A 25,675-nucleotide genomic window follows, 5' to 3' on the forward strand; every position below is an offset into this window, starting at 1 on the left:
TATGTAACACTAGTGTCTATGAGCACCGAAAAGTCTGCCTTGCAACCGCCGATGCAGTGGGACGCCTGGGGCGATCCGGCCAAGAAGCGTGAACTGTCGGACGCAGTCACATCATTGTTGACCGGATTTCTCGGTGTCTCCGCACCGACTCGATCGCGTCTCGCCATCGAAGACGTCCAGGTGGCTCCGTCCGCTATGGCCCAGTCGCATGTCGAAGCGCTGTCCGGGCTGGTCGGGGCCGAGTACGTCAGTACCAAGGATTCCGATCGAATCCTTCGGGCCGGTGGCAAGAGCACCCCGGATCTGCTTCGCCGTCGTAGCGTCGAGCCGCAGGACGCACCGGACGCAGTCGTCACTCCAGGGACAGACGCAGAGGTCGAGCAGGTTCTCCGATACTGCTCTGCCAACCGGATCGCAGTGGTCCCGTTCGGTGGTGGCACCAGCGTCGTCGGCGGGCTCGATCCCATTCGTGACGGGTTCGACGCAGTTCTTTCTCTCGATCTGCGCAGGTTCGATCAGCTTGTCGGGTTGGACGAGGAATCGGGCATTGCGACGTTCGGCGGCGGAACTACCGGCCCACGGGCCGAGGAGCTTCTGCGTGAGCACGGTTTCTCGGTCGGGCACTTCCCGCAGAGCTTCCTGTTCGCCACTCTGGGCGGGTTTGCCGCAACCCGGTCTTCGGGGCAGGCGTCGGCTGGATACGGGCGCTTCGAGGACATGGTCCAGGGCCTCACTGTTGTCACTCCGAGTGGTGTGATCGAGACCGGGCGTGCGCCGGCATCTGCCGCAGGCCCCGATCTGGGTGAGCTCTTTGTCGGCTCCGAGGGCACCTTCGGCGTCATCACGCACGTGCGTGTGCGGGTTCACCGTCTGCCCGAGACCACCGTGCGCGAAGGGTGGAGCTTCCCCGACTTCGCCACCGGCGCAGCCGCATTGCGTGAGCTGGTCCAGGAAGGATCGGCTCCGACAGTATTGCGGTTGTCCGACGAGGCCGAGAGTGGCGTGAATCTGGCGACCACCGACAAGATCGGCGAGAACGCCTTCACCGGTGGTTGCCTCGGCATCACTACCTACGAGGGCACCGCTTCGCACACCGCTGAACGGATGGCGGAGGCCCGCGCAATTCTCACCGCTCACGGCGGCACGTCGCTCGGTGAGGAGCCCGGAAACAGCTGGGAACACGGGCGATTCGATGCGCCGTATCTGCGTGACGCTCTGCTCGACGTCGGCGCACTGTGCGAAACCCTCGAGACGGCAACCACCTGGGGTAACCTCGCGAACCTGCGCTCCTCGGTCACCGAGGCGCTGACCAAGGCTCTCGTCGAGCAGGGGACTCAGCCGCTCGTGATGTGCCACATTTCGCACACCTACAAGACCGGTGCTTCGCTGTACTTCACCGTTGTCAGCGCGCAGACCGAGGATCCGATCGCTCAGTGGCACAAGGCGAAAACTGCCGCTGGCGATGCGATCATCGCCGCCGGTGGCACGATCACCCATCACCACGCTGTCGGCGCCGATCACCGCCCATGGATGAAGGACGAGATCGGTGAACTGGGCGCGAACATCCTTCGCGCAGTGAAGAATGCAGTGGACCCTGCCGGCATCCTCAATCCTGGAAAGCTGATTCCGTGACCGAAACCCGCAGTCAGATCGAGAAGGTTACCGTCCTGATCAATCCGATGGCGGGACATGGTCACGCGCCTGCGGCAGGACGCAAAGGTGTTGCGCGACTGCGCGCTCGGGGAGTTGCCGTCACCGAGATCATCGGAACCGACGCCGACGACGCCAAGAAATTGGCCCGTCGTGCGATCGAAGACGGTACCGACGCGCTGGTGGTGGTCGGCGGTGACGGTGCCATCAGCATCGGACTGCAGGCTGCCGCGTTGACCGAGACGCCCATCGGGCTCATTCCGGCAGGCACCGGCAACGATCACGCCCGTGAGTTCGGCATTCCCACAGGCGATCCCGAAGCAGCCGCCGATGTGATCGCCGACGGCGTCGTGCAGCAGTCCGACCTGGCGAAGATCACGCTGGCCGACGGTTCCGTCGTCTGGTCGGGAACGATCATCGCGAGCGGATTCGATTCGCTGGTCAGTGAACGGGCCAATCGGATGTCGTGGCCCAAGGGACCGATGCGCTACAACTTGGCGATGCTCGCCGAGTTGGCGAAGATGAAGCCGCTGCCGTACCGGATCGAACTCGACGACGAGGTCATCACGGTGGACGCGACGCTCGTGGCTGTCGGCAACGGCCGCTCGTACGGTGGCGGCATGCTCATCACTCCGGGCGCGTCGAAGTCTGATGGGTTGCTGGATCTGACCGTCGTCGGGCACGGTTCGAGGTTGCGTCTGGTGCGCCTGTTTCCGCGGGTGTACAAGGGAACTCACGTCTCCTTGGATGCGGTGCAGACGTATCGGTCGAAGAAGGTGCGGTTGGTCTCCGAGGGCATCATCGCCTACGCGGACGGCGATCGGGTGGGGCCGTTGCCCATCACGATCGAGGCAGTTCCCACGGCGCTCAACATCTTGACGCACACTCGGATCTGAGTCGGTTCTGCCGGGCACTAGGTAGCGGTGGTGTCAGACTTCTCGGATGAACGAATCGACGAAGTCGGCGCACCGCCGCGCTGCGTGGACGTTGGAGAAATGGCAGCTAGCCATCGACATCCCGTTGACCGCTGCGGCCTGCCTGTTCTTGGTGGCGTACGCGTACCAAGTGCTGGCGCAACCGACGGGCCTTCCACATCGTCTGACCGAATGGACGATGTGGGCTGCGTGGGTCGTTTTTGCCGTCGACTACGCAGTTCGCCTGTGGTTGGCACCTGCCCGCGGTCGCTGGTTCGTCAGGCATCTCTTGGACTTGGCGATGGTGGTGTTGCCCATGCTGCGTCCGCTGCGCCTACTTCGGTTGGTCACACTGCTTGCGATAGTTCACCGCTCGAGCGGGCAAAGCTTGCGTGGACGGGTGGTTATTTACGCCACTGGTGCCACGGCCTTGCTGATCGGTGTCGCGGCGCTGGCCATGCTCGATGCCGAGCGTCACGCGCAGGGCGCTGCCATCACGTCGTACGGAACGGCATTGTGGTGGGCGATGGAGACGGTCACGACCGTCGGTTACGGAGACATGGCGCCCGTTACCACGACCGGGCGCATGATCGCCGGAGCATTGATGATCGGCGGAATTGCGTTGCTGGGCATCGTGACTGCCACACTCGCTTCCTGGTTGGTCGATCGCGTGGCGGAACAGGACGAGGCATCCCAGGCCGCGACGCGTAAGCAGGTGGCGGACCTGTCCGAGGAAGTCCGAGCCTTGGCCACCCGCACGCACCGAGTCGATCTCGCGTCCGTCGATATCGATTCGCTGCGTCGCGAACTGGCGTCGAGGGGAGTCGTGGCGCAGCATGCACCTTCGGACAATTGACCCGCAGTACAGCAAACAATAGAACGATGGTCTGATAATCTTGCGTGATGGTGGCGACCCACGGATTTCAGCGCGCGCGCAGGCCTGAGCAGATCGAAGCGCGTCGGTGCGCGATTCTCGATGCGGCCCGCGCGATGCTCGGGTCCAGGCCCGTCGCCGACATCAGCCTGCGTGAGCTCAGTGAGAGCGTCGGACTGGCGAAGTCGAACGTGCTTCGCTACTTCGACAGTCGCGAAGCCATCTTTCTCGAAGTGCTCGACGAGAACTGGGTTGCGTGGTTGGACGGGTTGTCCGAGTCGTTGACCCCGACCGGTGACGACTCGCCGTTCGCCACTGAAATCCATGTGGCATCGACGGTTGCGGAATCGCTTGTCGCACAGCGTTTACTGTGTGAGTTGATGAGCGTCATGGCAGGTGTCCTCGAAAGAAACATCTCCGTCGACTTCGCCCGTGACTTCAAGAAGCGGGCAACGGTCAACTCGGGAAGGTTTGCGTCGCTGATTCATTCGCAATTGCCTCACCTCTCGGAGGGCGACGCGGCTCAATTCGCCAAGGTAACCCTGGTGATTGTTGCAGGCTTGTGGCCGACTGCCGAGCCTGCCGAATCCATGGTCGTCGTACTGAACGAGATGCAGGCGCCCCCTGCTGCCGACATGTTCGCAACCGGCCTACGTGAAGGTCTGATCAATCAGCTCGTCGGGCTGTCGGCGCGAGCGGCAACCCGAACGAGCTGAGCCCGTTCAGGCGCTGTGCAGCGTCAGGACGGTGATCTCGCTCGGTGCGAACACGCGGAATGGTGGACCCCAGAACCCGGTTCCGCGGCTTGTGTACAACTGCGTGCGGTCGCCGTGACGGGTGAGCCCGTGCACCGACGGTTGATCGAGTTTGACCAGAAGGTTGAACGGCCAGATCTGTCCGCCGTGGGTATGACCGGCGAGCTGCAGATCCACTCCCGCGGAAGCGGACTGAGTTACCTGCTTCGGTTGATGGGCGAGCATCAGGATCGGCAAATCGGGGTCGGTGCCGGCAAGGGCCATATCGAAGTTCGCGCCGTGACCGTCGAGCTTCGATCCCAGAGCGGTGGCGTCGTCGACTCCGGCGATGACCAGGTTGTCGCCGCCCTTGGTGACGACGAGGTGCCGGTTGTGCAGGGCATCCCAGCCGATCGAGGTCATGTAGTCGAGCCACTCCTGAGCCTCGTGGAAGTACTCGTGATTCCCGGTGACGTAGACACGGGCGAGTCTGGCTTCCACCGACGCGAGTGGGGTGGCTTGACCGAGGCGCTGCTCCACTGTTCCGTCGGCAATGTCACCGACGTGGGCCACGATGTCGGCGTCGAGTTCGTTGACTGCCGCGATCACGCGCTCGGACCACTTCTCGCGATTGATCGGCCCGAAGTGAGTGTCGGTGATCGCGACTACCCGAAGTTTGTCCATCCCCGCACCAAGGCGGGGGATGGTGACGTCGACCTGCTTGATCCGTGGCAGTCTCATGGCTTCCCGGTAGCCCCAGATCAGCAGAACGGCCGAGATGATCAGTGCGGCAACGGCGACAATTCTCGATCGAAGCGGGTCATCCACGCCGCCGACGAGCAGTCCGAGCCTCAGAACTTCGCCGAGCAGGGTCCACACGAACACGACCCAGATGATTCCGAGGAGGGCGTCGCCGATCAGGCGAACTGGATCGCGGTCGGTGTGTCCGTGGCTGAGCACCAAACTGGCAGGCAGGGCGATCAAGAGGGTGGCAAACAGAACGGTGCCGAAAACTGCCACCGCCGTCGGCCAGTCCGGCCGGATGAACAAGCTCCACCACGGGTACACGAACAACAGGGCCAAGATCGACGCGACAATCGCGGATATGGCAACGATCCGCAACGGTCTGCGGCGCGGAACTCGAGCGACGTCGGTCGCCTGGGGTGTAGTCACCCCGTCCAGAGTAAAGGTCCACTGGTCTATTAACAAGGGGACGGTGGTCCGCTATCGGGATGTCGGTGTTCTCGGATAGGTTTCCGAACGTTGAAACTCGGCCAGTGATCAGGTGGGTGGCGCATGGAGAAGTACGACGTCAAGAAGGCATACAAGGATCTCTACTCGCCTGGGCGCCGCGATTTTGCCCTCGTGACCGTTCCCCGCTTCGGCTACTTCGCCGTCGACGGTCACGGTGATCCCAACACTGCCACCGAGTACTCCGAGGCGCTCGAAGCGCTGTATTCGGTGTCCTACGCGACCAAATTCGCGAGCAAGAAGGAACTGGATCGCGACTTCGTCGTGGGCCCGCTGGAAGGGTTGTGGCGGGCAGATGACCCCGAGGTGTTCGTGACGCGGGACAAGTCGTCGTGGGATTGGACGATGATGATCTCGCAACCGGAGTGGATCACGGAGACGGAACTGTCTGCGTCGATTGACGCAGTCCGGGCCAAGGCAGTGCGGGCCAAGAAGGAGATTGCCGCTCTCGACAAGGTCAGGTTTCTCGAGTTGGAGGAAGGTCTGTCCGTCCAGATTCTTCACGTCGGCTCGTACGACGACGAAGCTCCCACCCTGGACCGGCTGCACAACACGTTCATCCCGTCGAACGGCCTGAGCTTCAACGGCGATCATCACGAGATCTACCTCAGCGACGCTCGCCGAACGCCGCCCGAGAAACTGAAGACGGTTCTGCGTCAGCCTGTTTCGAGGTAGCAATCAGGGCTCGAGGCCGCGCAGCTTCTCGAGGTCGCGTCGCTCGCGTTTGGTCGGTCTGCCGGCGCCACGATCACGTCGCGGAATGGACGCGATCAGTTCGGGCGGTGGTGGGGGCGGCGAATTGTCCTGCAGGCAATCGGCGGCCAGCACGGCGCTGACTCGCTTCGTGATCGGCTTGACCACGACGACGATGCGCTCGATGCCGGATACACGCACCCGCACCTCGTCGCCGGCTTTCACCTGCTGAGCTGCCTTTGCCGACGTTCCGTTGACCCGAACGTGTCCCGATCGGCAGGCGGTCGCCGCCTGCGAGCGTGTCTTGAACAGCCGAACCGCCCACGTCCAGCTGTCCACACGAACACTGATCGCGTCGGAAGGGAGATGAGCTGGCACGCACTCCAGCCTACCGACGAGTGCTCACAGACCCTGCGCGCGGATGCCCGAGTAGGCGCGCGGCGCGTACCGCAGTTGTAGCGGCAGCAGATGCCAGAATCGATCTGTCAATGTCAGGAAGCGGGCGAACCAGAAGTACATTCGTTCGTCGCGCGGCGTCCATTCCCATCCGAGAGTTTCGCGCGCCTTCTCCGGCATCAGTGCCTTGCCGATCCAGTTCGCCACGGCCATCGTGGGGCGTGAGGTCAGACGCCACAGCCACGTCGGAACCTTCGGAGCCGGTGCGATGTCGTGCTCGGCGATGCGCGTCGACCATTTTGTGGTGTGGGTGTTGATCAGGTGGTTGTCGAGCATGTCTTCCCAGTACGTGCGGAAGCTGGCGTAGTCGTCGAAAGCCGGTCGGTCGGTGAGTCCGTAACAGCGCCACCAGGTTACGGCCTCACGGACAAGCTGGTCCTTCTGCTCCGCCGTGAACTTCTTGTACGCGAATCGCTCGTTGAAATCGAGTATCACCTCGAAGAACGTGACGTGTGTCCACCAGAAAGTGTCAGGAGCGAGGGCGTGGTAACGCCCGCCGGTTTCGTCGATTCCTTTGAGATCGGTGTGGAAGTTGCGAACGAGCGTGCCTGTGCCCTCTTCGGTCCGGTCGTACACGACGCCGTAGATGGGCGGCAGTGAGCGGAACAGGCGGTCGAGCGGGTTGTCGAAAAAATTCGAATGATCCTGCAGCGCTCCACTTACCGCGGGATGCATGTTCTGCAGCGTGCCTGCGCGTCCGAGATACAGCAGACCGCGAACGTCGCCGAAGTGTGTCCACGTCAGGGAACCGGGGCCGATCGGATCGGCTCGTAGTTCCCGGGGCTCTGGTCGCGCCTGGGGCTTAGGTCGACGAGTATCGGTGTCCGGATCGCTGCTCATCTGGTTGACCCTCCGCCTGCGCTCATGTGACAACGGTTGTTGTCAAATGATGACTTTTGCTGCGCCGCGCGAATTTGTCAATGGATTCGGCTAGATCTGCCCGAAAACAACTCCGGCCCCTCACCTGCAACAGGTGAGGGGCCGGAAGAGTGAAGCGGTCGGACTCAGGCGTATTCGTAGAAGCCGCGACCGGTCTTCTTGCCGAGGCGACCGGCGTCGACCATGCGGCGAAGCAGCGCCGGCGGAGCGTAGTGCGGTTCTGCGAATTCCGCGTACAGCGACTCCGCTGCTGCGAGAGCGATGTCGAGACCGACGGTGTCGAGCAGCGTCAGCGGGCCCATCGGGTAGCCGCAGCCGCCCTTCATGGCCTCGTCGATGTCTTCTGCTGTGGCGTAGCCGGATTCGAGCATCCGGACAGCCTGGCACAGGTACGGGATGAGCAGAGCGTTGACGATGAAGCCCGAACGGTCGCCCGCGCGAACCGTCTTCTTGCGCAAGGTGTTCTTGGCGTAGTCGGTGACGGCGAGAACGGTCTCTTCGGACGTCGTCAGGCTGACCACGATCTCCACGAGCGGCATGACCGGCACGGGGTTGAAGAAGTGAACGCCGACAACCTGGCCGGGGCGCGAGGTGGCCTTGGCGATCTTGATGACGGGGATCGACGACGTGTTGGTCGCCAGAATGCCTGCAGGCTTGACGATCTTGTCGAGCTTGCCGAAGATCTCGTACTTGAGAGCTTCGATCTCGGGAGCAGCTTCGATCACCAGATCGCGATCGGCGAACTCTTCCATGTCCAAGGTGACGCGGACGCGTGCGATCGCGGCGTCGGCGTCTTCCTGGGTGATCTTGCCCTTGGCGACGCCGCGGTTGATCGACTTGGCGATCCGTTCGCGAGCAGCGGCGGCAAATTCTTCTTTGGTTTCGAGCACCAGTACCGAGCTACCGGCTTTTGCACAAACTTCGGCAATGCCGGCACCCATGGTGCCGCCGCCGATTACGCCTACGAGTTCCACAATTCTCCTCAAAAATTAGGGGCAAGCCCCTGTGCGCCGTTCCGGTAGTCAGAACTACCAGAAAGGCGCACAGGGGCGCGAAGTGCCTTACTTCAACAGCGCACGCGACATCACGACGCGCTGAATCTGGTTGGTGCCTTCGTAGATCTGCGTGATCTTGGCGTCGCGCATCATGCGCTCGACCGGGAAGTCGGTGGTGTAGCCGGCGCCACCGAACAGCTGCACGGCGTCGGTGGTGACCTCCATGGCAACGTCCGAAGCGAAGCACTTCGCCGCAGCGGAGATGAAGCCGAGGTTCTTCTCGCCACGCTCGGCGCGTGCTGCGGAGGTGTAAACCATCAGACGTGCGGCTTCGACCTTCATCGCCATGTCCGCGAGCATGAACTGAACAGCCTGGAAGTCGCTGATGGACTTGCCGAACTGCTTGCGATCCTTGGTGTACGCCAGCGCCGCGTCGAGTGCGCCCTGGGCCAGGCCGACAGCCTGAGCACCGATGGTGGGACGCGTGTGGTCGAGGGTCTCGAGTGCCGTCTTGAAGCCGGTGCCCGGTTCGCCGATGATGCGGTCGCCGGGGATGCGGCAGTTCTCGAAGTACAGCTCAGCGGTGGGGGAGCCCTTGATGCCGAGCTTCTTTTCCTTCGGTCCGACGACAAAGCCCTCGTCGTCCTTGTGGACCATGAAAGAGGAGATGCCGTTTGCGCCCTTGTCGGGATCGGTGACAGCCATGACGGTGTACCAGGTGGACTTGCCGCCGTTGGTGATCCAGCACTTGGAGCCGTTGAGGATCCAGTCGTCGCCGTCAGCCTTTGCGCGGGTACGCATCGAAGCGGCGTCGGATCCGGCTTCACGCTCGGACAGTGCGTACGACGCCATTCCGCCGTTCACGAGGTCCGGGAGCACCTTGGACTTGAGCTCTTCGGAACCCTTGAGGATCAGGCCCATGGTGCCGAGCTTGTTCACAGCGGGGATCAGCGAGGAGGATCCACAGACGCGGGCGACTTCCTCGATGACGATGCAGGTGGCGACGGAATCGGCGCCCTGGCCGTCGTAAGCCTCGGGAACGTGGATGGCGTTGAAGCCGGACGCGTTGAGAGCGGTGAGCGCTTCCTCGGGGAAACGTGCGTTCTCGTCGACGTCCTTGGCGTACGGCGCGATTTCCTTCTCGGAGAGTCCGCGGATAGCAGCCCGCAGTTCGTCGTGCTCTTCGTTCAGTGCGAAGAGATTGAAATCCGGGTTTCCTGCCATGGGAACGCTCCTTGGTGAAGGTGGCTTGAAGGCGGTCGGTGCGGCTCCGGCGTTACCAGCGAGATTCGCGGACAGACCGGTGCCCATGACCCCAGTCAAACACGGCACTGAGTGCCAGGTCAAGGGATGGGTGTGTGAAGTTTCGGTGCACGAGCAGTGTCAGCCGAGTTGTTCGTGGATTTTTCTGCTGATCTCATCAGCGGACGTGCCCGGGGCAAAGGCTACTACCAGCACGGACTTCGATTCTGGCGTGCTGGTCTTGGACCCGGGTGCCACGCCGTACGTCCGCCGAACGTCGAGCAATGCCTGACTTAGTGCATCAGCTGTGGCGTCCTCGTCGCCTTTGATCATGCTTCGCAAGAGGTAGTTGTGGCACGCGGTGACAGCTGCGGCAAAACCGACAACCTCGAGGACAGGTTCGCGGGGCACAGCGCTGCGCAGGTAGTCGACGAAGAGGCGCTCGTAGCGGAATCCGGTGACGAGTTCGCGGTCGCGAAGAGCCGGAACATGCTGTACGACGCGGTATCGCCGCATCGACAGGTCTCGGTTCCTGCGGAAGAAATCGAACACCAGTCCCGCGGCCTCGCACACGGACGCCCAGGGGTCGGCGGAATCGGACGCGAGGAACTCTGCGACGTGTTCGAGGAGGGACTCGTGATCGGCGAAGATCACGTCTTCCTTGGAGCGGAACTGCCGGAAGAACGTCCGACGCGACACACCGGCGGCAGCGGCGATCTGCTCGACGGTGGTGGCTTCGTACCCGTTCTCCGAGAACAACCGGATCGCTTGAGACGCGACGTGTACCCGAAACTGTGCGGGGTCAGTTCCGGGTACATCGGAGCGCTCGGTCATGGATGCAAGTATCCAGGTTTCGTCGGCGTCAGTTGTCGGCGCGTAGCTGGAACTTGAGAACCTTGCCGGTGGGGGTGCGAGGAAGGTCGAGCGGGAAGACGATGTCGCGGGGAACCTTGTACCCGGCCAGCAAAGTGCGGGTGTGCTCGACGATGTCTTCGGCGGATGCCTGTAATCCCTTGCCCAGCACCACGAATGCCTTCGGGCGCTCGCCCCACTTCTCGTCCGGAACGCCGACGACTGCCACGTCGATCACCGCGGGGTGACTCATGATCGCCTGCTCGACCTCGACGGTGGAGATGTTCTCGCCGCCTGAGATGATGATGTCCTTCGCGCGGTCCTTGAGCTGGATGTATCCGTCGGGATGCATGACGCCGAGGTCGCCGGAATGGAACCAACCACCGGCAAATGCTTCGGCTGTCGCGGCCTCGTCGCGGTAGTACCCGAGCATCACGTTGTTGCCGCGGAGCACGATCTCACCCATGGTCTGGCCGTCGGCGGGGACGTCGTTCATCTCGGCATCGACAACGCGAGCATTTTCGGCCTGCACCATGCCGACTCCCTGACGCGAGAGAAGTGCGGCGCGCTCGGACTGCGGCTTGTCGTCCCAGGCTTCCTGGTATTCGCAGATCGTGTAGGGGCCGTACACCTCGGTGAGGCCGTAGACGTGAACCACGGTGACACCGATGTCTTCGAGTTTTCCGATGATCGTCGGTGACGGGGGAGCGCCGGCGGTGGTGATGCGCAAGGCGTCGACCTTGTGGGCCTGGTCTGCGTCGGCGATGGTGGAGCAGACGGTAGGAGCGCCGCACAGATGTGTCACGCCCAGATTGTCGATGGCGTCCCAGATCGCATCGGCGCGGACCGCGCGCAGGCAGATATGTGTGCCCGCGGCCTGAGTGACGGCCCACGGCGTGCACCACCCGTTGCAGTGGAACATCGGCAGTGTCCACAGATACTTCGTCGCTCCGTCGAAGCCGTTGTGGAATGTCTCGCCGAGCGAGTTCAGGTACGCCCCGCGGTGGGAGTACATGACGCCCTTGGGTTTTCCGGTGGTACCCGAGGTGTAGTTGATGGCGATGCACTGCTGCTCGTCGTCGACGCCCCAGTGCAGTGGCTGATCGGAGAGAGCTTCGCCTTCGGCAATCAGATCGGCGTACTGCCCGGTGACGATTCCGGTGGGAACGTCCGGATAGGGGACGGTGGAGTCCGGGATCTCGACGATCTCACGCAGGCTCCCCACGTTTGCCTTGGACGAGGTGACCGAACCGACGAATTCGGAGTCCACGAACAGGATCGTGGTTCCCGAGTGATCGAGAATGTATTCGAGTTCGGGACCGGCGAGGCGTGAGTTCAGGGCGATCAGGACCCCGCCGGCGAGGGGGACGGCAAAATGCGCGAACAGCATCTCGGGTACGTTCGGCGCCAGGTATGCAACGCGGTCACCGGGCTGAATGCGTTCACGCAGGACGCGGGCCAGAGCCGCGACCTCGTCACCGAACTCTCGGTACGAGTAGGTCCGGTCGCCGTGAACGACGGCGGTGCGCTCGGGGAACACCGCGGCGCTGCGCTCGAGAAAGCGCAGCGGACTGAGCGGGGTGTTGTTGGCTGCAACAGCTGTCGGGACAGACACGGTTCCTCCGAAGGCGACGTGGCACGGTTGGTGTCACGATAAGTGTGATCGGCACTACAAATGGCCTGGATGCACGCTATTGCCCAGCCAAAGGTGCCGCTACCCTCTGAATTGGGTACGTGGAGGTGAGAGTGAGCAGGGTACTGAGACCGAGCGACGACGACGCGTTGCGCGCCGAACTGCGTCGGCTGCACCCCAAAACCGAGTTGCCGGTTCTGTTCGGCGGCTGCGTCAGCGACCGGTCGCTGACCATCACCGGTCACGTCGGCACGCGCAGCAACATCCTGCGAAACCTCCGGATCGACGCCGAATGCGGACTCGGCGGTCGGGCGATCGCAGAACAACGACCGGGCGCGGTCCAGGACTACGCGAACTCGTCGCACATCACTCACGACTACGACTATGAAGTGGGTACCGAAGCGATTGAATCCTTGATGGCAGTCCCCATCGTCGTACGCGGGGTTACTCGCGGAGCGATCTACGGAGGACTGCGTGCCAACCTGCCGATCGGCGACGTGATCGCAGAGACGATGATGCGATCGTCGTACGCGTTGGCCCGAGAATTCGAGATTCGCGACGAAGTGGATCGTCGGGTGGCGATGCTCGATACCGCTGCGGTGGAACATGGTTCGAACCGCGATGCCCAGATATCCGAAGGGTTGACCGAGAGCGTCCTGGCGCTCGGCGAGATCGCGGCGAACCTCGAGGACATGGCTCTCAGCGCGCAGGTCCTCGCGGTCGAGGCAAAGTTGCGGGCGTTGGCGTCGCCGAAACCTTCCGCGAACACTCCAGTCGCGAACACCGTTGTCCTGTCGCCACGCGAGCGGGAGGTGATGGGGTACGTCGCTCTCGGACTGCGCAATGCCGAGATCGCCGAGAGGTTGTCCCTGAGCGTCGAAACGATCAAGACGTACATGAGGAATCTGATGGGAAAACTCGACGTCCGCAGTCGTCACGAAGCGGTCGTGGAAGCGCGGCGGCAAGGTTTGATTCTGTGAGGGCTTGATTCTCTGATCGGTCCCGCCAAGCGGAATTTCGGAACTGCGTCGCCACTCCGGTTGATATGACGGACCTCACTATCGGCAGAGTTCGACACGAGTGATGAGGGCATCGATGCAGGATTTGTTCGACAACAACGACATGACCGGCCTGGCCGAAGCGATCAAGAGCGGCGACGTCTCCGCCAAGGAAGTCCTCGAGTTCAGTCTGGACAGGCTCGACGAGCGCAACCCGGCAGTCAACGCGGTGATCAGTGAGCGCCGAGAGGAAGCGCGCAACGAGGTATCAGGCGGCCTGCCGGATGGTCCACTGCAGGGCGTCCCGTTCGTGATCAAAGACCTCGGCATGGACGTCGCAGGATTGCCGAGCACCAATGGATCTCGATTGTTCGCCGACGCTGTGGCAGAAAAAGATTCGACGCTCGTCGAGCGCTACCGCCAGGCTGGTCTGGTTGTCATCGGCAAGACGAACACCCCGGAGTTCGGCAAGAACGCGAGTACCGAACCTGCGCTGTTCGGACCCACCCGTAACCCTTACGCCCTTGATCGTTCGCCCGGCGGATCTTCGGGTGGCACGGCTGTAGCTGTTGCCGTCGGGATCGTGCCAGGCGGGCATGCCAGCGACGGTGGTGGATCGATCCGTATTCCCGCATCGGCCTGCGGCCTGGTAGGCCTCAAGCCGAGCCGAGGACGTACTCCGACGGCACCGGCGCGCACGCTCTTCTCGTCGCCGATGAGTGTTCATCACGCGCTCACCCGAAGTGTCCGCGACACTGCGCTGCTTCTCGATCTGTCCGCCGGGCCGACAGTGGGCGATCCTTACGTGATCCTGGCGCCGAAGCGGCCGTACATCGAGGAAGTGGGTGCCGATCCCGGACGGTTGCGGATCGGTCTGAGTAACGCTCTTCCTGACGGCACACCGGTGGACCCGGAGTGCTCGGCCGTCGCGACCGGTGTTGCCGGCCTGCTCGAAGAACTCGGTCACGATGTCACCGAGAGTGCCCCGAACTTTCCGCTCGATGCGCTCACTGCCGGGCTTTCGGTGTTGATGGGCATTCCGATGACGATCGAGGTCGACGAACGACTCGACGCCCTGAACCGCGCGATCCGCGACGACGACCTCGAGCCGATGGCGCGGATGATCTACGACCGCGCGAAGTCCGAAAGTGCGACGAACGTTGTCAAGGCATTGCAGGAACTCGAGCGGGCCGCCCAGGTGATCGGTGCGTTCTTCGTCGATCACGACCTGTTGCTGACTCCGACGATGGCTCGGCCGGCAGCTCCGCTCGGTCTGCTCGATACGGCGAATCCTATGTCGATCTGGGAGCATTCGGCCGGGTACAGCGGCTTGACCAGTCCGTTCAACAGTTCAGGTCAGCCGGCGATTTCCTTGCCGATGGGTCATGACTCGGCCGGCGTTCCGATCGGCGTGCAGTTGGTCGGCGCGTTCGGCCGTGAAGATCTGCTGATTCAGGTTGCGTCGCAGCTCGAAACAGCCCGTCCGTGGTCCATTGCGCCGGTGTGGCCGCCGGTCCCGGCGTAGCGCGCGGTCGTCCGAGCCGGGGAGGACGTCAGGCGATGATGCGAATCGGCCACTGGCCGTTCACATCTGCCACGTCCCTCCCTTGGCTGAGAAGGTACTCGGCGAAATCGCGTTGCCGCTCTGCGTGCCAATCGGCTTGATCGACCATGAGATCGAGCCCCAGGATGTCGGGGAACCGCACGGCCAACTCGCGGGCCAACGCTGCCGCAGCTTTGGCATCGGCCTCGGCTTCGTGCGCCGACTCCAATGAAATTCCGTAGTGCTCGCACACGGCCGCAAGCGTTCGCTTGCCCTTGCGGAACGTATCCATCGCCCGATCGATCACGTACGGATCGATCACCAACCCCGGAACGAATGCAGGCTTGCCGATGCGCAGACCCTCGGCATGCATGACCGTCAGATCATAGGAGGCATTGAACGCCACGACGGCGTGATCGCGCGCCCAGGAATTGTGCAGAGCCTCGCGAATCTCTTCGTAGCCCTCGGAATAATCCTGGCCGTGTTGCGCCGCGAACTCGGTGCTGATGCCGTGAACAGCCGAGGCGCCGGCGGGGATGTCGACGCCGGGATCGAGTAGCCACGTGCGTGTTTCGACACTCGAACCGTCGATCACCGCGACGCAGGCACTGACGATACGAGCGGTCGACGGATCCCGCCCCGTGGTCTCGAGGTCGAACGCGCAGATCGGGCGATCGGACCAGCTACTCATCGGGGGCCTTTCGGTGCAGAACGTCATGTCCGAATCACTATGCACCCCCCTACCGACACAAACGACGAACAGCCACCTCCGGGGTGAAGGTGGAGGTGGCTGCTGCGTGACTGTGTGACGGACCTACAGAATCTCGGTTCCGACCGTGAAGCGATCCATGACGTCTTCGCGCGGAGTCACACCGAAGCCCGGTCCCTGCGGCACGGCGATGTGGCCGTCCTCGATGACAAAAGGTTCGGTGATGTCTTCCTTGTAGAAGCGATCGGACGCCGAGATGTCGCCGGGCAGCGTGAATCCGTCCAGCGCCGCGAGGGCTGCGTTGGCGGCGCGGCCGATTCCGGTCTCGAGCATTCCGCCGCACCACACCGCAATACCGTGTGCCGAGGCGAGATCGTGGATGCGCTTGGCTTCCAGATATCCACCGACACGGCTCGGCTTGATGTTGATGACCGAAGCGGCACCGAGCGTGATGGCATCCGCCGCATCCTTGGCCGACTCGACCGACTCGTCGAGGCAGATCGGAGTCGAAAGGGACTGGGCGAGCTTGGCGTGCTGCACCAAATCGTCCTCGGCCAGCGGCTGTTCGATGAGGAGCAGTGCGAATTCGTCCAGGCGACGGAGCAACTGCGCGTCGACGAGGGTGTACGCGGCGTTCGCGTCGACCTGCAGAGGAACGTCGTAGCCGAACTCCTTGCGCACCGCAGCCACGGGAGCGATGTCCCAGCCCGGCTTGATCTTCAGCTTGATTCGCACGTAACCCTGCGACAGATAGTTGCCGACGGTCTCGAGTAGCTGCGGGATGCTGTCCTGGATGCCGATGGACACTCCCGAGGGAACTCGCGTGCGAGTGGCACCGAGGTACCGAGCGAAAGACTGTCCGCGAGCACGCAATTCAGCATCGAGAATTGCCATTTCGATAGCTGACTTGGACATCTGGTGACCCACGATGTGGTGAAGTACGCTGCCGACCGTCTCGGCGGTGAGCGGTTGATCCGACTGCGACTTACGTAGCGTCGGAACAAGATACTCGCGAAGCATCGCCCGCGCACCAGCGGTGTATTCGGAGTTGTAGTACGGATCGCTGAGCGAGCCGCACTCGCCCCAGCCGACGGTCTCCACCGGACCGTTGGGGCCGTCGGTGGTGCCGCTCACTTTCAGGACGAGGGTGTTGCGCTCGAGCTGGGTGCTGAATGACGTGGTGAAGGGGGAGACGAGAGGGATGCGCAGTTCGCGCAATTCGACGGACTCAATGTGCATGGACTTGCTCTTCTCCGGTTGTCTCGCAGATTTTCGTGAACATGTAATAGCCGCTGGGGTCGAAGCCGGTCGATTGCCATTCCTTCGAGGCGATCAGTGGTTCGAGGTACTCGCGAAGCGCGTGTCGCCAGGCAAAGGCAGAGGCGCGGTCGACTGTTCTCAGATGCTCGATGTCTCTGGGTATTCCGACTGCGATATCGACGCAGTCGGGTGGGATCGGGAGCATTCGAGGCGTACCGTCTTCGGTGGGTTGAAGCACCTTGAATGTATCATTCACGGCCACAGTAGAACTCGGAGATCCATCGACGTCGAGGTCCCAACTGACGAGCATACGATCGCTGGCGTCGCCTGCGTTGATTCCGTCTGCCATCGACCCGTAGAAATCCGGGTTGTATTCGGCCGGTTCGGCTCCGAGACGCTGAATGTTGAAATAGGCATTTCGTGCGACCAGTGGATCGAAGGTCCACCGGATCGTCCTGACGCCGCGCTCGATGCACCAGTCTCGCTGATGATGCTTGAGGGCGCGGCCGATTCCCTTGCCTGCGTGTCCCGGTAGTACTCCGGCGATGTGTGAGTGCAGAACCTCGCCGAGAGGCTCGACGAAGAATCCGACGCAACCACCGATCATTTCGCCTTCGGAAAAGGCTCCCACCACGTAGTGACCACCGTGGTGAAGCGCAACCAACATCGCCGTGCCGAAATGAGCCGGTCCGGGACTGGTAGCCCAGATCTCGTCGAAAACGGCGGATAGATCGGCTATTTCGCGGGTATCGACCAGTTCTCGAAACTCAACCGCTTTGCTTTTCGACACGAGGGCCCCCTTCAGACGTGATCGAACGAATAAGGCCCGCAACCAACGCCGTTCTCGGAGCGATTGCGGACACGAGCGCATGCTCGGTCTCGGTGTGTGCACCGCCGCCGACGCCACCGAGGCCGTCGAGGGTGGGGATGCCGATGCCGGCAGTGAAGTTTCCGTCCGAGGCTCCGCCGACGGCGAGGCCGACGGGAGGAGTCAGATCATGCTCGAGCGCAACGCGTTCCGCCAACGCCAGCAACGGTGCGGACATCGTCGCTTCGAGAGGGGGACGGTTGACGCCACCCGAGACCGTGACTACGGCTGCGGGGTGGATTGCCTGCAGGGCTCGGATATTCGCATCGACGCGCTCCTGCTCGGCAGCGCTGGTCGCGCGCACGTCCACGTCGACGAAGGCTTCTGCCGGAACGGTGTTGGTTGTGGTTCCGGCTGAAATGACAGTCGGGGTGACGGTGGTTGCCTGCGCCGGCGAGGACAAGTCGTTGATCGCGATCACGAGACGAGCCAGTTCTACTGCAGCGTTGATGCCTTTTTCCGGCTCCAGCCCGGCGTGGGCGGCGCGACCGGCAACATGGATCCGATACAGCGACACTCCCTTGCGGACAGTCTTCAGTTCGCCACCGTCACCGCCGGCCTCGAGAACCAGTACCGCGCCTGCCGCAAGTTCCTCGATGAGGGACCGCGACGTGGGTGAACCGATTTCTTCGTCACCGGTCACGAGGAGTGTGATTCCGTCGAGTGCATCGTCGCCGTGCAGCTCCCGGACGATAGCGAGGGCGTGGATTGCCTGAACGACACCAAGTTTCATGTCGAGTCCGCCCGGACCTCGGAGCGCTCCGTCGGTGACGGCTGCGGGCAGGCGTGTCAGGGTGCCGATCGGCCACACGGTGTCATGATGACCGAGCAGCATCAGCCGCGTCGGTGAGCTGCCGAAACGGGTCACCAGATGGGTACGGCCTTCCGTCACTATCGACTCCGGTGTCACGCCGAGTCGTTCGTGGACAAGGTCTGACGTCCACTTCGCGCTGCGGGCAACAGCTTCGAGATCGTGTGACGGCGACTCGACTTCGATGAGCGCGATGGCGTCCTCGAGGATCTGAGGAAGTTGGCGCTCGGCCAGATCGCGGAGAATGGTCATCGGTTGTTCACTCGCGGATACGCGCGGCTTCCGACGTGTAGCAATTGTGTACTCCCGTTGTCGGAGAAAGTGATCCGGATCCAACCTGCTGATTGAGGGAGTCGGGTCCCGAACACTCCAGGGTGAACTTCGATCAGGCTGAGAGAGACGGACTCTGCGCTTTCGGCGGTGACCGAAGGGTCGATGTGATCGGTGCGGCGGGCGGTCAGGGAACCGCCGGTCCTTTCCAAGACGAAATCGGCTGCGGCATCGCGGTACAGGCCACACAGCGCATCGAGTTCTTCAGGTGAGGACGTGACGCGGGTGTGGGGGTCACCAGGCGAGAATGCCGGTGTCACACTGACGCCGCCTATGGAACCGATTACTTCAGCCAGAAGATCGCCGGAGAGAGCGTCCATTGCTCCACCGTTGGCCATCAGGACCACGGCTAGACCGCACGACGGCACCACTCGCAAGAACGACTGCTGGCCGATAGTTCCGCCATTGTGGCCATGAGCCAGTACACCGCCCCAATTGTGCAGCAACCACGTGGTTCCCATGATGTCCGCTGACGACACGTCACCGATCTGGCGGCGCTCCTCGAGCATCGCCAGATGAGTGGAACGCCGAAGGAGAACCGGGTCCTCGCGCATCGAGTCCTGAGCGAACAGGAGTAGATCTTCGGCCGTGCTGTTGATGAGGCCGGCGGGGCCCATCGAGCGGGGGATGAGGAACTGTGGTGTCTGCTCGAGGTCGTCGGCACCGCCGACGTGCCCGACTGCAGCGCGGTGCAGTGCCGTCTCCTCAGGCAGGGTCGTGGTTTTGGTCAGGCCGAGCGGTTCGATGATCCGCTCGCGCAGAACCGCGTCCCAACTCTTACCTCGGAGAACCTCGATGATTCGTCCGGCGATCACGAAGCCGGTGTTGCAGTACGACCAATCGGTGCCGGGGGCGAAGAGCTGCACCGTTGATTTCAGTGATGCGACGTATCGCTCGACGCAGTCGTCGCCGCGCCCGCCGTCGATGAAAACGTCACCGTCGATGCCACTGGTGTGAGTCAACAGGTGGCGAGTCGTGACCGTTTCGGTGGCTACCGCGTCGGCAACTGCGAAGTCCGGCAGGATGTTCCGGACAGGTGAGTCGAGATCCAGCAATCCTTCTTCGACGAGCTGCATGATCAGGGTGGCCGTCCAGACCTTGCTGATCGAACCCATCTGGAACAGCGTGTCGGGCGTAGCCGCGACGCCGGTGCGGGTACTGACGACACCGGACGTGACCACGGTGCGGGAGAATCCGCTGCGGGTTGTGGTCAGAATTCCCAGTGAGGCGCCGGGCACCCCGTACTTCGCACTCAGGGTGTCGAGTCGGTACTGCCAGTAGTCGGGATCGACCGTGGTCAGTGCGGGCTTGGGGGAGAGGTGCCGTTCGATCCAGTCGACGAGACGAGTGCTGTACTCCAGTCGGTGGGACGGCCGACCCGTCAACACGAAGGCATGTGACGCGTCCGGGAAAACCACCAACTCGGTCGGGGTGCCGGCCAAACGCAGTCCACCGAACCACTGTTCGGCCTGGTTGACCGGGCAACGGACGTCGCTGCCGCCGTGAAGGATCAGCGTCGGTGTCGTCACCTGGGAGACTCGCCCCAGCGGCGAAAGTTCCCGTACCCGAGATGACTGCGGGTCGAATTCGACCGTCTGCAGCAAGATGCCCTCGTCCGAGGGGCCGGCTGTGTTCGCGATGTCGCAAACGAGACCACCGGCGACTGCGACGGCAAACCGATCGGTGACGGACGTCAGGGCGCACGTCATGAATCCGCCGTAGCTGTAGCCCGTGAGTACCAGTTGCTTCGGATCGGCCATCCCCTCGGCGACAAGGGTTTCGACCGGTTCGAGCAGGTCGGCACGATCCGCCTCACCCCAGCCGTCCCGCACACCGTCGAAGAAGTCGTTTCCGTAGCCGTCACTTCCGCGCGGATTGATCATCAAGACCGTGAATCCCAGCGCGACCAGTTCCGCGTGGTATGCGTGCATCACGGTCGGCGTTCCGGTCCAGGCATTGTGTGGTCCGCCGTGGACGTCCAGAACCAGCGGACCGGCGCCCGTGACGTTCGGGTCGCGCAGGATCCAACCCTGAACACGGGTGCCGTCGCTGATGTCGAACCAACGCTCGGAGGCGACTGGAAACGCGACGGAAGTTGTCAGTTCCGTGTTCAATTCGGTGACGGTTTCGACTGCACGAGTCTCGAGGTCGATGACGGCGACCTCGCCGAAGGATGTCGCCGTTGCCAGCGCGACGACGGCTCGCCCGGACGTCAGGGCAAGGCCTGAGACCACTGTCTGCTCGCCGGTGAGAAGTGGTGAGACGGAGCCTGATCCGAAATCGACCTTGTGCAGTTCGGTGGAGCCGTGGTTGCGGATGCAGAAGACGATGTCGCCGTCGGCGGTGAAACTCGGTGCGCCACCGGGATAACCGGTCCCGCCCGGCATGACGTTTCGGTCGAGTCCGGACGTCAGGCTGCGGTCTTCCGCTCGCTGGTCGCGGTGCAGGACAAGAAGTTCGTTGTTGTGAATGATCGGTGTGTGCCAACCGACGGCTACGACCGCGTCGCCGGCAGGTGTCCATGCAAGTGGTCCTGCGATGCCGCGTGCGTGCCCCAACATCCGCGGAGCGGAGGCGAGATCAGTCAGCGATACGGTCCAGGCGGAACTCGCCCGCGTCAGATCGGCGTCGCCGTCCATCGCCGCGGTGAAAGCCAGTTCGGTGCCGTCGGGACTGTACGCGGGATGCGAAGCGTCCCAATCGCCGTCCGTCAGCTGCCGTAGTGAGCCGGCGGCCAGATCGAACTCGAACAAGTGCGCCCGAACGCTGCCCCGGACACCGGATCCGTCGACCTTGTAGTTGAGGCGCTTCGCCACCAAGAGGCATGACGATCCGGCGGCAGTGCGGTCGACGGGGGCGCTGAAGGCGATCCGAGCGCCGTCGGGAGAGAACACCGGTGCCCCCGCGCCGAGCGGGAGCTGCGCCGTGGTGGTCAGCTGTGTTGCCGGGCCCCCGGTGGCGTCGACCTTCCACAGTTGTGGTGTGCCCGAGGAATCCGGCCGAACGAAGACCAACAGCGTCGAAACGGGATGCCAAGCCGGCGAGGTGTCGGCAGGTCCCGCGGTGAGCTGTAGTTGCGGGGAAGCCAACCAGATCGAGTGCTCGTTGGTATCCGCAGCCGGATTCGCTTCGGTACGTACGTATGCAATGCGTCCCGACGCCGATACGGCGATGTCGGTCGGTGTAACCACCGACGCGTAATCCTGGATTCTCGCCGAACGACGTTCTTCGGCACGGGCTACGGCAGCGGGGGAGTCGAGAGTGGTCGGCGTTGTCATTGGAACATCGGCTCCCCGAATGTCGGGATCGCGGACAACAGCTTTGCCGTGTACGGCTCCTTGGGCGAATCGATCACGTCGAGAACCGGCCCGTGCTCGACGATCTCGCCGCCGAGCATGACTGCGACGTGGTCACAGACGTAGCGGATCACCGCCAGGTTGTGACTGACGAACAGAACCGTCAGACCAAGCTGCTTCTGCAGATCCACCAACAGATTCAGAACCGCGCCCTGCACGGACACGTCCAGAGCGGAGGTGATTTCGTCGGCAAGCAGAACTGCCGGTGCGGCTGCCAAAGCCCGCGCGAGGGCAACGCGTTGGCGCTGACCACCCGACAACGACGATGGGTATTCGTGCGCCTTCTCCACCGGCAGTTGGACGGTGGTGAGGAGTCGAGCGACCTCGGCAGCGCGGTCGCCGCGGCTGCGCCGAGCTTTGTCACGACGCTCGGTGGACCGCAGCGCCTCGGCGAGTGACTGGCCGATGGTCATTCGCGGGTCGAGGCACGAGTACGGATCTTGGAAGACCATCTGGATCCGGTGGCGCAGACGAGCCGTCGCGCCGCGGGCGTGAGCGACGTCCACACCGTCGAGAAGGATCTGGCCGGAACTGGGCTCGGCCAGGCCGACAGTTGCTCGCGCCAGTGTCGACTTTCCGGAACCCGATTCACCGACGAGACCGACCACCGATCCGGAGGGGATGTCGAGATTGATGTTCTTGACGGCGTGGAATTTTTTCGAACCGCTACCGAGGTGGACGTTGACGTCACGGAATTCGAGTCTGCTCATCGGATCTCCTCTGCAACAGCCAACAGTTCTTCCAACTCGATGTCGGCGGTGCTCTCCTCGGCGTCGAGGCTCTCCACCTGCCAGGCTTCGTCGACGGTGGCAAGCGGCTTGTCGCGATCGGTGCTCATGGTGGGGACCGCGGCGATCAGCGCGCGGGTGTACGGATGCTTTGCACGGCCGGCAATCAGATCGTCGACTGCGATGTCTTCGACGATTTCGCCGGCAAACATGACCAGGACACGGGTGCACATGCCGGTGATGACGGCCATGTCGTGCGAGATGAGAAGGATTGCGGCGCCGGTTTCTTCGCGAACCTCGTGGAGCAGCCCGAGGACCTCACGCTGAACGGTCACGTCGAGCGCAGTGGTGGGTTCGTCCGCGATGATCAGAGCGGGCTTACCCATCAGACCCATGGCGATCATCGCGCGCTGACGCATACCGCCGGAGAACTCGTGGGGGTACTGCTTCGCACGCCTGGGCGCGTCGGGGATCTTGACGGCGTTCAGTCGCTCGACTGCCGCCTTCTTCGCGTCGGCCTTGCTCATACCTTCGTGGAGCCAACCGATCTCGGCGACCTGGTATCCGACCTTGAGAGACGGATTCATGGACGACATCGGATCCTGGAACACCATCGCCATACGTGTGCCGAGTTGGCGGGCAACCTTGCGCGAAGCCGCGTCGTCCGGCCGCTTGCCGTCCTTCATCAGCACGGTGCCGTCGAACTCGATGAGCCCGGCGTCGACCACGGTGGGGTGGTCGGTCAGCTGCGCGATTGCCATGCAACTCAGTGACTTTCCGGACCCGGATTCACCGACGATGCCCACGGTTTCGCCGCGGTGAACTGTAAAACTGATGTTGTCGACGGGGCGACGCCAGTCGTCACCCGCGGGGACTGCGACGGACATGTTGCGGACGGTCAGTACCGCGTCTTCGTCGGTGGGCGCCGAATCGGCCTGGGCAGTTTTCCGGTTGATCGGCTTCCACTTCGGCAGGCGACTGCTGATCGGGCTGCGAACTCCCGCGCCGCGAGCAATGGCCTCGCCGAGCAGCGTGAAGGTCAAGCCGGCGAGCACGACGGCGATGCCGGGGGCGAGTGCGGTGGCCGGGTTGACGAAGATCTTCGACAGACCTTCGTTGAGCATCCGGCCCCAGTCGAATGCAGGCGGCTGAATGCCCAAGCCGAGGAACGAGAGTCCGGCGAAGACCACGAGGCCGCTGCCGACAGCGATGCTGGCATTGACGATGAGTGGTTCACGGATATTGGGGAGAATGTGGCGGAACAGCAGCCCCGGCTTGGTAACCCCGAGGATGCGTGCTGCGTCGATGAAGTCGCGTCCGTTGACCGACGAAGCCAGTGCGTACGTCAACCTCGCGAACGGCGAGGCCAGGGCGAGACCGATGGCGATCACCGCGCTGCCAGCACCCTGTCCGAGAACGACCAACAGGAAGATCGCGAGGAGCAGTCCGGGGAATGCGATGGCGAAGTTGAGGAATGCCACGACCATTCGTCCGACCCAGCGGGGAGCGAGCGTCGGGAGCGTACCGAGTATCAGGCCAATTGTGACACCGAGTGCGACGGCTCCGAGAGCCATGAGCACCGACAGTCTCGCGGCGGTCATCGTGCGGGCGAAGACGTCACGCCCGCCGGCGTCGGTGCCGAAGATGTGCTCGGAACTCGGTCCCTGAGAGAGTGCCTTCGGGTTGGCTGCGACAGCGGCGTCACCCCAGATCATCGGTCCGAAGATGACGAGGGCGATCAGAGCGGTCAGGAAGGTGAGGGCCAGGATTCCCAATGGGGTGCGGAACGTTCCGACGATCCAGTGTCGTCGCGGGGGCGTCTTGGGGGCCGCAGTGGGGGCCGTAGGTGAGGTGCTCAACTCAGTTCTCCCGAATTGTGGATCGTGGGTCGATGAGAGCGAGCACCACGTCGACGATGAAATTGATGAGAAGGACGATGGCGCCGTAGATCACGACCAGTGTCTGGGCGAGCGGGTAGTCCTTCTCGGTGATGGACTTGACCAGCGCCATGCCCATGCCGGGCCAGGCGAAGATGCTCTCGATGAGCACGGTGCCGGCAATCAGACCACCCAGGAGGAGTCCGGCGAGCGTCAGCGTCGACGTCATGAGGTTGGGCATTGCATGACGGAAGTAGATTCGTGCCACGGGCATTCGCTTGGCGCGCGCCGTACGGATGTAGTCCATGTCCAACACGCCGAGCGCCTCTGCACGGACGATGCGCGACATCGAGGCGATGGCACCGATCGACATGGCCGCGACCGGGAGGATGTAGCTTTCCGGTCCACCTCGGCCGGCGACGGGCAGAACAGGGAACGTGACGGCAAAGAGGTAGACCAGCGCCGTACCGAACATGAACTCGGGGATCACGGCGATGGTGCCCGACGTTGCGGTGTAACCGATCTCGACTCCGCGTCGTCGACCGTTGCGGGTCAGTGCAGCGAAGATGAGGCCGATCGGAATGCCCACTAGCAGCACCGTGACGACTGTGAGTACAGCCAGTTCGAGTGTTGCCGGTAGGCGGGACGCGATCACCTCGAAGACCGGAGTCCTCAAGGTGATCGAGTCACCGGGATTCCCGCTCAGCAACCCGCCGACGAATCGGAAGTACTGCTGCCACAAGGGAAGGTCGTAACCGAGCTGAGACCTCGTTGTCTCGACCAGTTCGACCGGTGCGTTCATTCCCAGTGCCAACCGAACCGGGTCTCCCGGAATCAGTTGGAGCATCAGGAACGCCGCAGTCACCAGCGCCCAGAGTGAAATCACGAAGGTGCCGAAACGACGCAGAAGATATGTGGGCCAGCTGTCGGACTCGAGCCACTTTGCTCGAGCCTGAGGCGCCGCTTCTGGTTTCGCGGCTTCAATAGTTTGACTCATGGGCTGTCTTTCCGGAGGGCGGGAT

Annotated in this window: 22 protein-coding genes; 7 read left to right on the plus strand and 15 right to left on the minus strand. The window is 63.0% G+C overall.

The annotated features are described in order from the left end of the window. Window positions 1-51: 51 nt before the first annotated feature. The 4 genes from V3587_RS02160 to V3587_RS02175 are packed head-to-tail and all read left to right on the plus strand — an operon-like array spanning window position 52 to window position 4,154. The gene (locus V3587_RS02160; protein ID WP_042452763.1) at window positions 52-1,632 is read left to right on the plus strand and encodes an FAD-binding oxidoreductase; all 1,581 of its coding nucleotides are present in this window, start codon (window positions 52-54) and stop codon (window positions 1,630-1,632) included. After that, on the plus strand, window positions 1,629-2,546 hold the full coding sequence (locus V3587_RS02165; protein ID WP_149357924.1) for a diacylglycerol kinase: 918 nt from the start codon (window positions 1,629-1,631) through the stop codon (window positions 2,544-2,546). The genes V3587_RS02160 and V3587_RS02165 overlap by 4 nt, the downstream gene beginning before the upstream one ends. A 46-nt stretch (window positions 2,547-2,592) precedes the next feature. Next, entirely contained in the window at window positions 2,593-3,420 is an 828-nt protein-coding gene (locus V3587_RS02170) for a potassium channel family protein (protein ID WP_228401308.1), read from the plus strand. 47 nt (window positions 3,421-3,467) lie between these two features. Then, window positions 3,468-4,154: a TetR/AcrR family transcriptional regulator gene (locus V3587_RS02175; RefSeq protein ID WP_007731351.1), complete on the plus strand. Its 687-nt coding sequence runs from the start codon at window positions 3,468-3,470 to the stop codon at window positions 4,152-4,154. Between the two features lie 6 nt (window positions 4,155-4,160). Here the strand turns inward: V3587_RS02175 and V3587_RS02180 are convergent, their stop codons facing one another. Next, window positions 4,161-5,345, minus strand: coding sequence for a metallophosphoesterase (locus V3587_RS02180; protein WP_283376066.1), 1,185 nt, complete (start codon window positions 5,343-5,345; stop codon window positions 4,161-4,163). A 123-nt stretch (window positions 5,346-5,468) separates the two neighbouring features. On the opposite strand from V3587_RS02180, the gene V3587_RS02185 reads away from it, so the two are divergent. Next, the gene (locus tag V3587_RS02185) at window positions 5,469-6,098 is read left to right on the plus strand and encodes a GyrI-like domain-containing protein (protein ID WP_007731353.1); all 630 of its coding nucleotides are present in this window, start codon (window positions 5,469-5,471) and stop codon (window positions 6,096-6,098) included. 3 nt (window positions 6,099-6,101) lie between these two features. Here V3587_RS02185 and V3587_RS02190 read toward each other — a convergent pair whose 3' ends face one another. The 6 genes from V3587_RS02190 to V3587_RS02215 form a co-directional block, all read right to left on the minus strand. Beyond that, window positions 6,102-6,494, minus strand: a complete 393-nt coding sequence (locus V3587_RS02190; RefSeq protein WP_003940158.1) for an RNA-binding S4 domain-containing protein — start codon at window positions 6,492-6,494, stop codon at window positions 6,102-6,104. Between the two features lie 24 nt (window positions 6,495-6,518). Then, window positions 6,519-7,412 (minus strand): oxygenase MpaB family protein, encoded by an 894-nt coding sequence (locus V3587_RS02195; protein WP_007731355.1) that lies wholly within the window; start codon window positions 7,410-7,412, stop codon window positions 6,519-6,521. A gap of 164 nt (window positions 7,413-7,576) precedes the next feature. After that, a complete protein-coding gene (locus tag V3587_RS02200) occupies window positions 7,577-8,425 on the minus strand; it encodes a 3-hydroxybutyryl-CoA dehydrogenase (protein WP_020909078.1) in 849 nt (282 codons plus the stop codon). A gap of 87 nt (window positions 8,426-8,512) precedes the next feature. Next, entirely contained in the window at window positions 8,513-9,670 is a 1,158-nt protein-coding gene (locus V3587_RS02205; protein ID WP_003939784.1) for an acyl-CoA dehydrogenase, read from the minus strand. A gap of 159 nt (window positions 9,671-9,829) precedes the next feature. Next, window positions 9,830-10,522, minus strand: coding sequence for a TetR family transcriptional regulator (locus tag V3587_RS02210; RefSeq protein ID WP_030535165.1), 693 nt, complete (start codon window positions 10,520-10,522; stop codon window positions 9,830-9,832). Between the two features lie 28 nt (window positions 10,523-10,550). Continuing rightward, window positions 10,551-12,155: an acyl--CoA ligase family protein gene (locus V3587_RS02215; RefSeq protein WP_030535166.1), complete on the minus strand. Its 1,605-nt coding sequence runs from the start codon at window positions 12,153-12,155 to the stop codon at window positions 10,551-10,553. 131 nt (window positions 12,156-12,286) lie between these two features. Here V3587_RS02215 and V3587_RS02220 point away from each other — a divergent pair, with 131 nt between their 5' ends. Together V3587_RS02220 and V3587_RS02225 are read left to right on the plus strand one after the other, a co-directional pair. Then, the gene (locus V3587_RS02220) at window positions 12,287-13,153 is read left to right on the plus strand and encodes a helix-turn-helix transcriptional regulator (RefSeq protein ID WP_030535167.1); all 867 of its coding nucleotides are present in this window, start codon (window positions 12,287-12,289) and stop codon (window positions 13,151-13,153) included. A 115-nt stretch (window positions 13,154-13,268) separates the two neighbouring features. Then, window positions 13,269-14,696 (plus strand): amidase, encoded by a 1,428-nt coding sequence (locus V3587_RS02225; RefSeq protein WP_003940167.1) that lies wholly within the window; start codon window positions 13,269-13,271, stop codon window positions 14,694-14,696. A gap of 28 nt (window positions 14,697-14,724) precedes the next feature. Here the strand turns inward: V3587_RS02225 and V3587_RS02230 are convergent, their stop codons facing one another. From V3587_RS02230 to V3587_RS02265, 8 genes are all read right to left on the minus strand, one after another. Further along, window positions 14,725-15,405 (minus strand): 3'-5' exonuclease, encoded by a 681-nt coding sequence (locus V3587_RS02230; RefSeq protein ID WP_003940028.1) that lies wholly within the window; start codon window positions 15,403-15,405, stop codon window positions 14,725-14,727. Window positions 15,406-15,528: 123 nt separating this feature from the next. After that, window positions 15,529-16,662, minus strand: a complete 1,134-nt coding sequence (gene menC / locus V3587_RS02235; protein WP_007731359.1) for an o-succinylbenzoate synthase — start codon at window positions 16,660-16,662, stop codon at window positions 15,529-15,531. Further along, on the minus strand, window positions 16,652-17,473 hold the full coding sequence (locus V3587_RS02240; protein ID WP_007731362.1) for a GNAT family N-acetyltransferase: 822 nt from the start codon (window positions 17,471-17,473) through the stop codon (window positions 16,652-16,654). The genes menC and V3587_RS02240 overlap by 11 nt, the downstream gene beginning before the upstream one ends. Further along, complete coding sequence (locus V3587_RS02245) at window positions 17,451-18,614, minus strand: M20/M25/M40 family metallo-hydrolase (RefSeq protein WP_283376067.1); 1,164 nt, start codon at window positions 18,612-18,614, stop codon at window positions 17,451-17,453. The genes V3587_RS02240 and V3587_RS02245 overlap by 23 nt, the downstream gene beginning before the upstream one ends. Then, on the minus strand, window positions 18,611-21,970 hold the full coding sequence (locus tag V3587_RS02250; RefSeq protein ID WP_283376068.1) for an alpha/beta fold hydrolase: 3,360 nt from the start codon (window positions 21,968-21,970) through the stop codon (window positions 18,611-18,613). Before V3587_RS02250 ends, V3587_RS02245 begins: the two co-directional genes overlap by 4 nt. Further along, window positions 21,967-22,758, minus strand: coding sequence for an ABC transporter ATP-binding protein (locus V3587_RS02255; protein WP_003940215.1), 792 nt, complete (start codon window positions 22,756-22,758; stop codon window positions 21,967-21,969). Before V3587_RS02255 ends, V3587_RS02250 begins: the two co-directional genes overlap by 4 nt. After that, window positions 22,755-24,635, minus strand: a complete 1,881-nt coding sequence (locus V3587_RS02260) for a dipeptide/oligopeptide/nickel ABC transporter permease/ATP-binding protein (protein WP_225320135.1) — start codon at window positions 24,633-24,635, stop codon at window positions 22,755-22,757. The genes V3587_RS02255 and V3587_RS02260 overlap by 4 nt, the downstream gene beginning before the upstream one ends. A gap of 1 nt (window position 24,636) precedes the next feature. Further along, window positions 24,637-25,650, minus strand: coding sequence for an ABC transporter permease (locus V3587_RS02265; protein ID WP_064443748.1), 1,014 nt, complete (start codon window positions 25,648-25,650; stop codon window positions 24,637-24,639). Between the last annotated feature and the right edge of the window lie 25 nt (window positions 25,651-25,675).

The organism is Rhodococcus sp. IEGM 1306 (genome assembly GCF_036541985.1).
Classification (GTDB): domain Bacteria; phylum Actinomycetota; class Actinomycetes; order Mycobacteriales; family Mycobacteriaceae; genus Rhodococcus_F; species Rhodococcus_F qingshengii.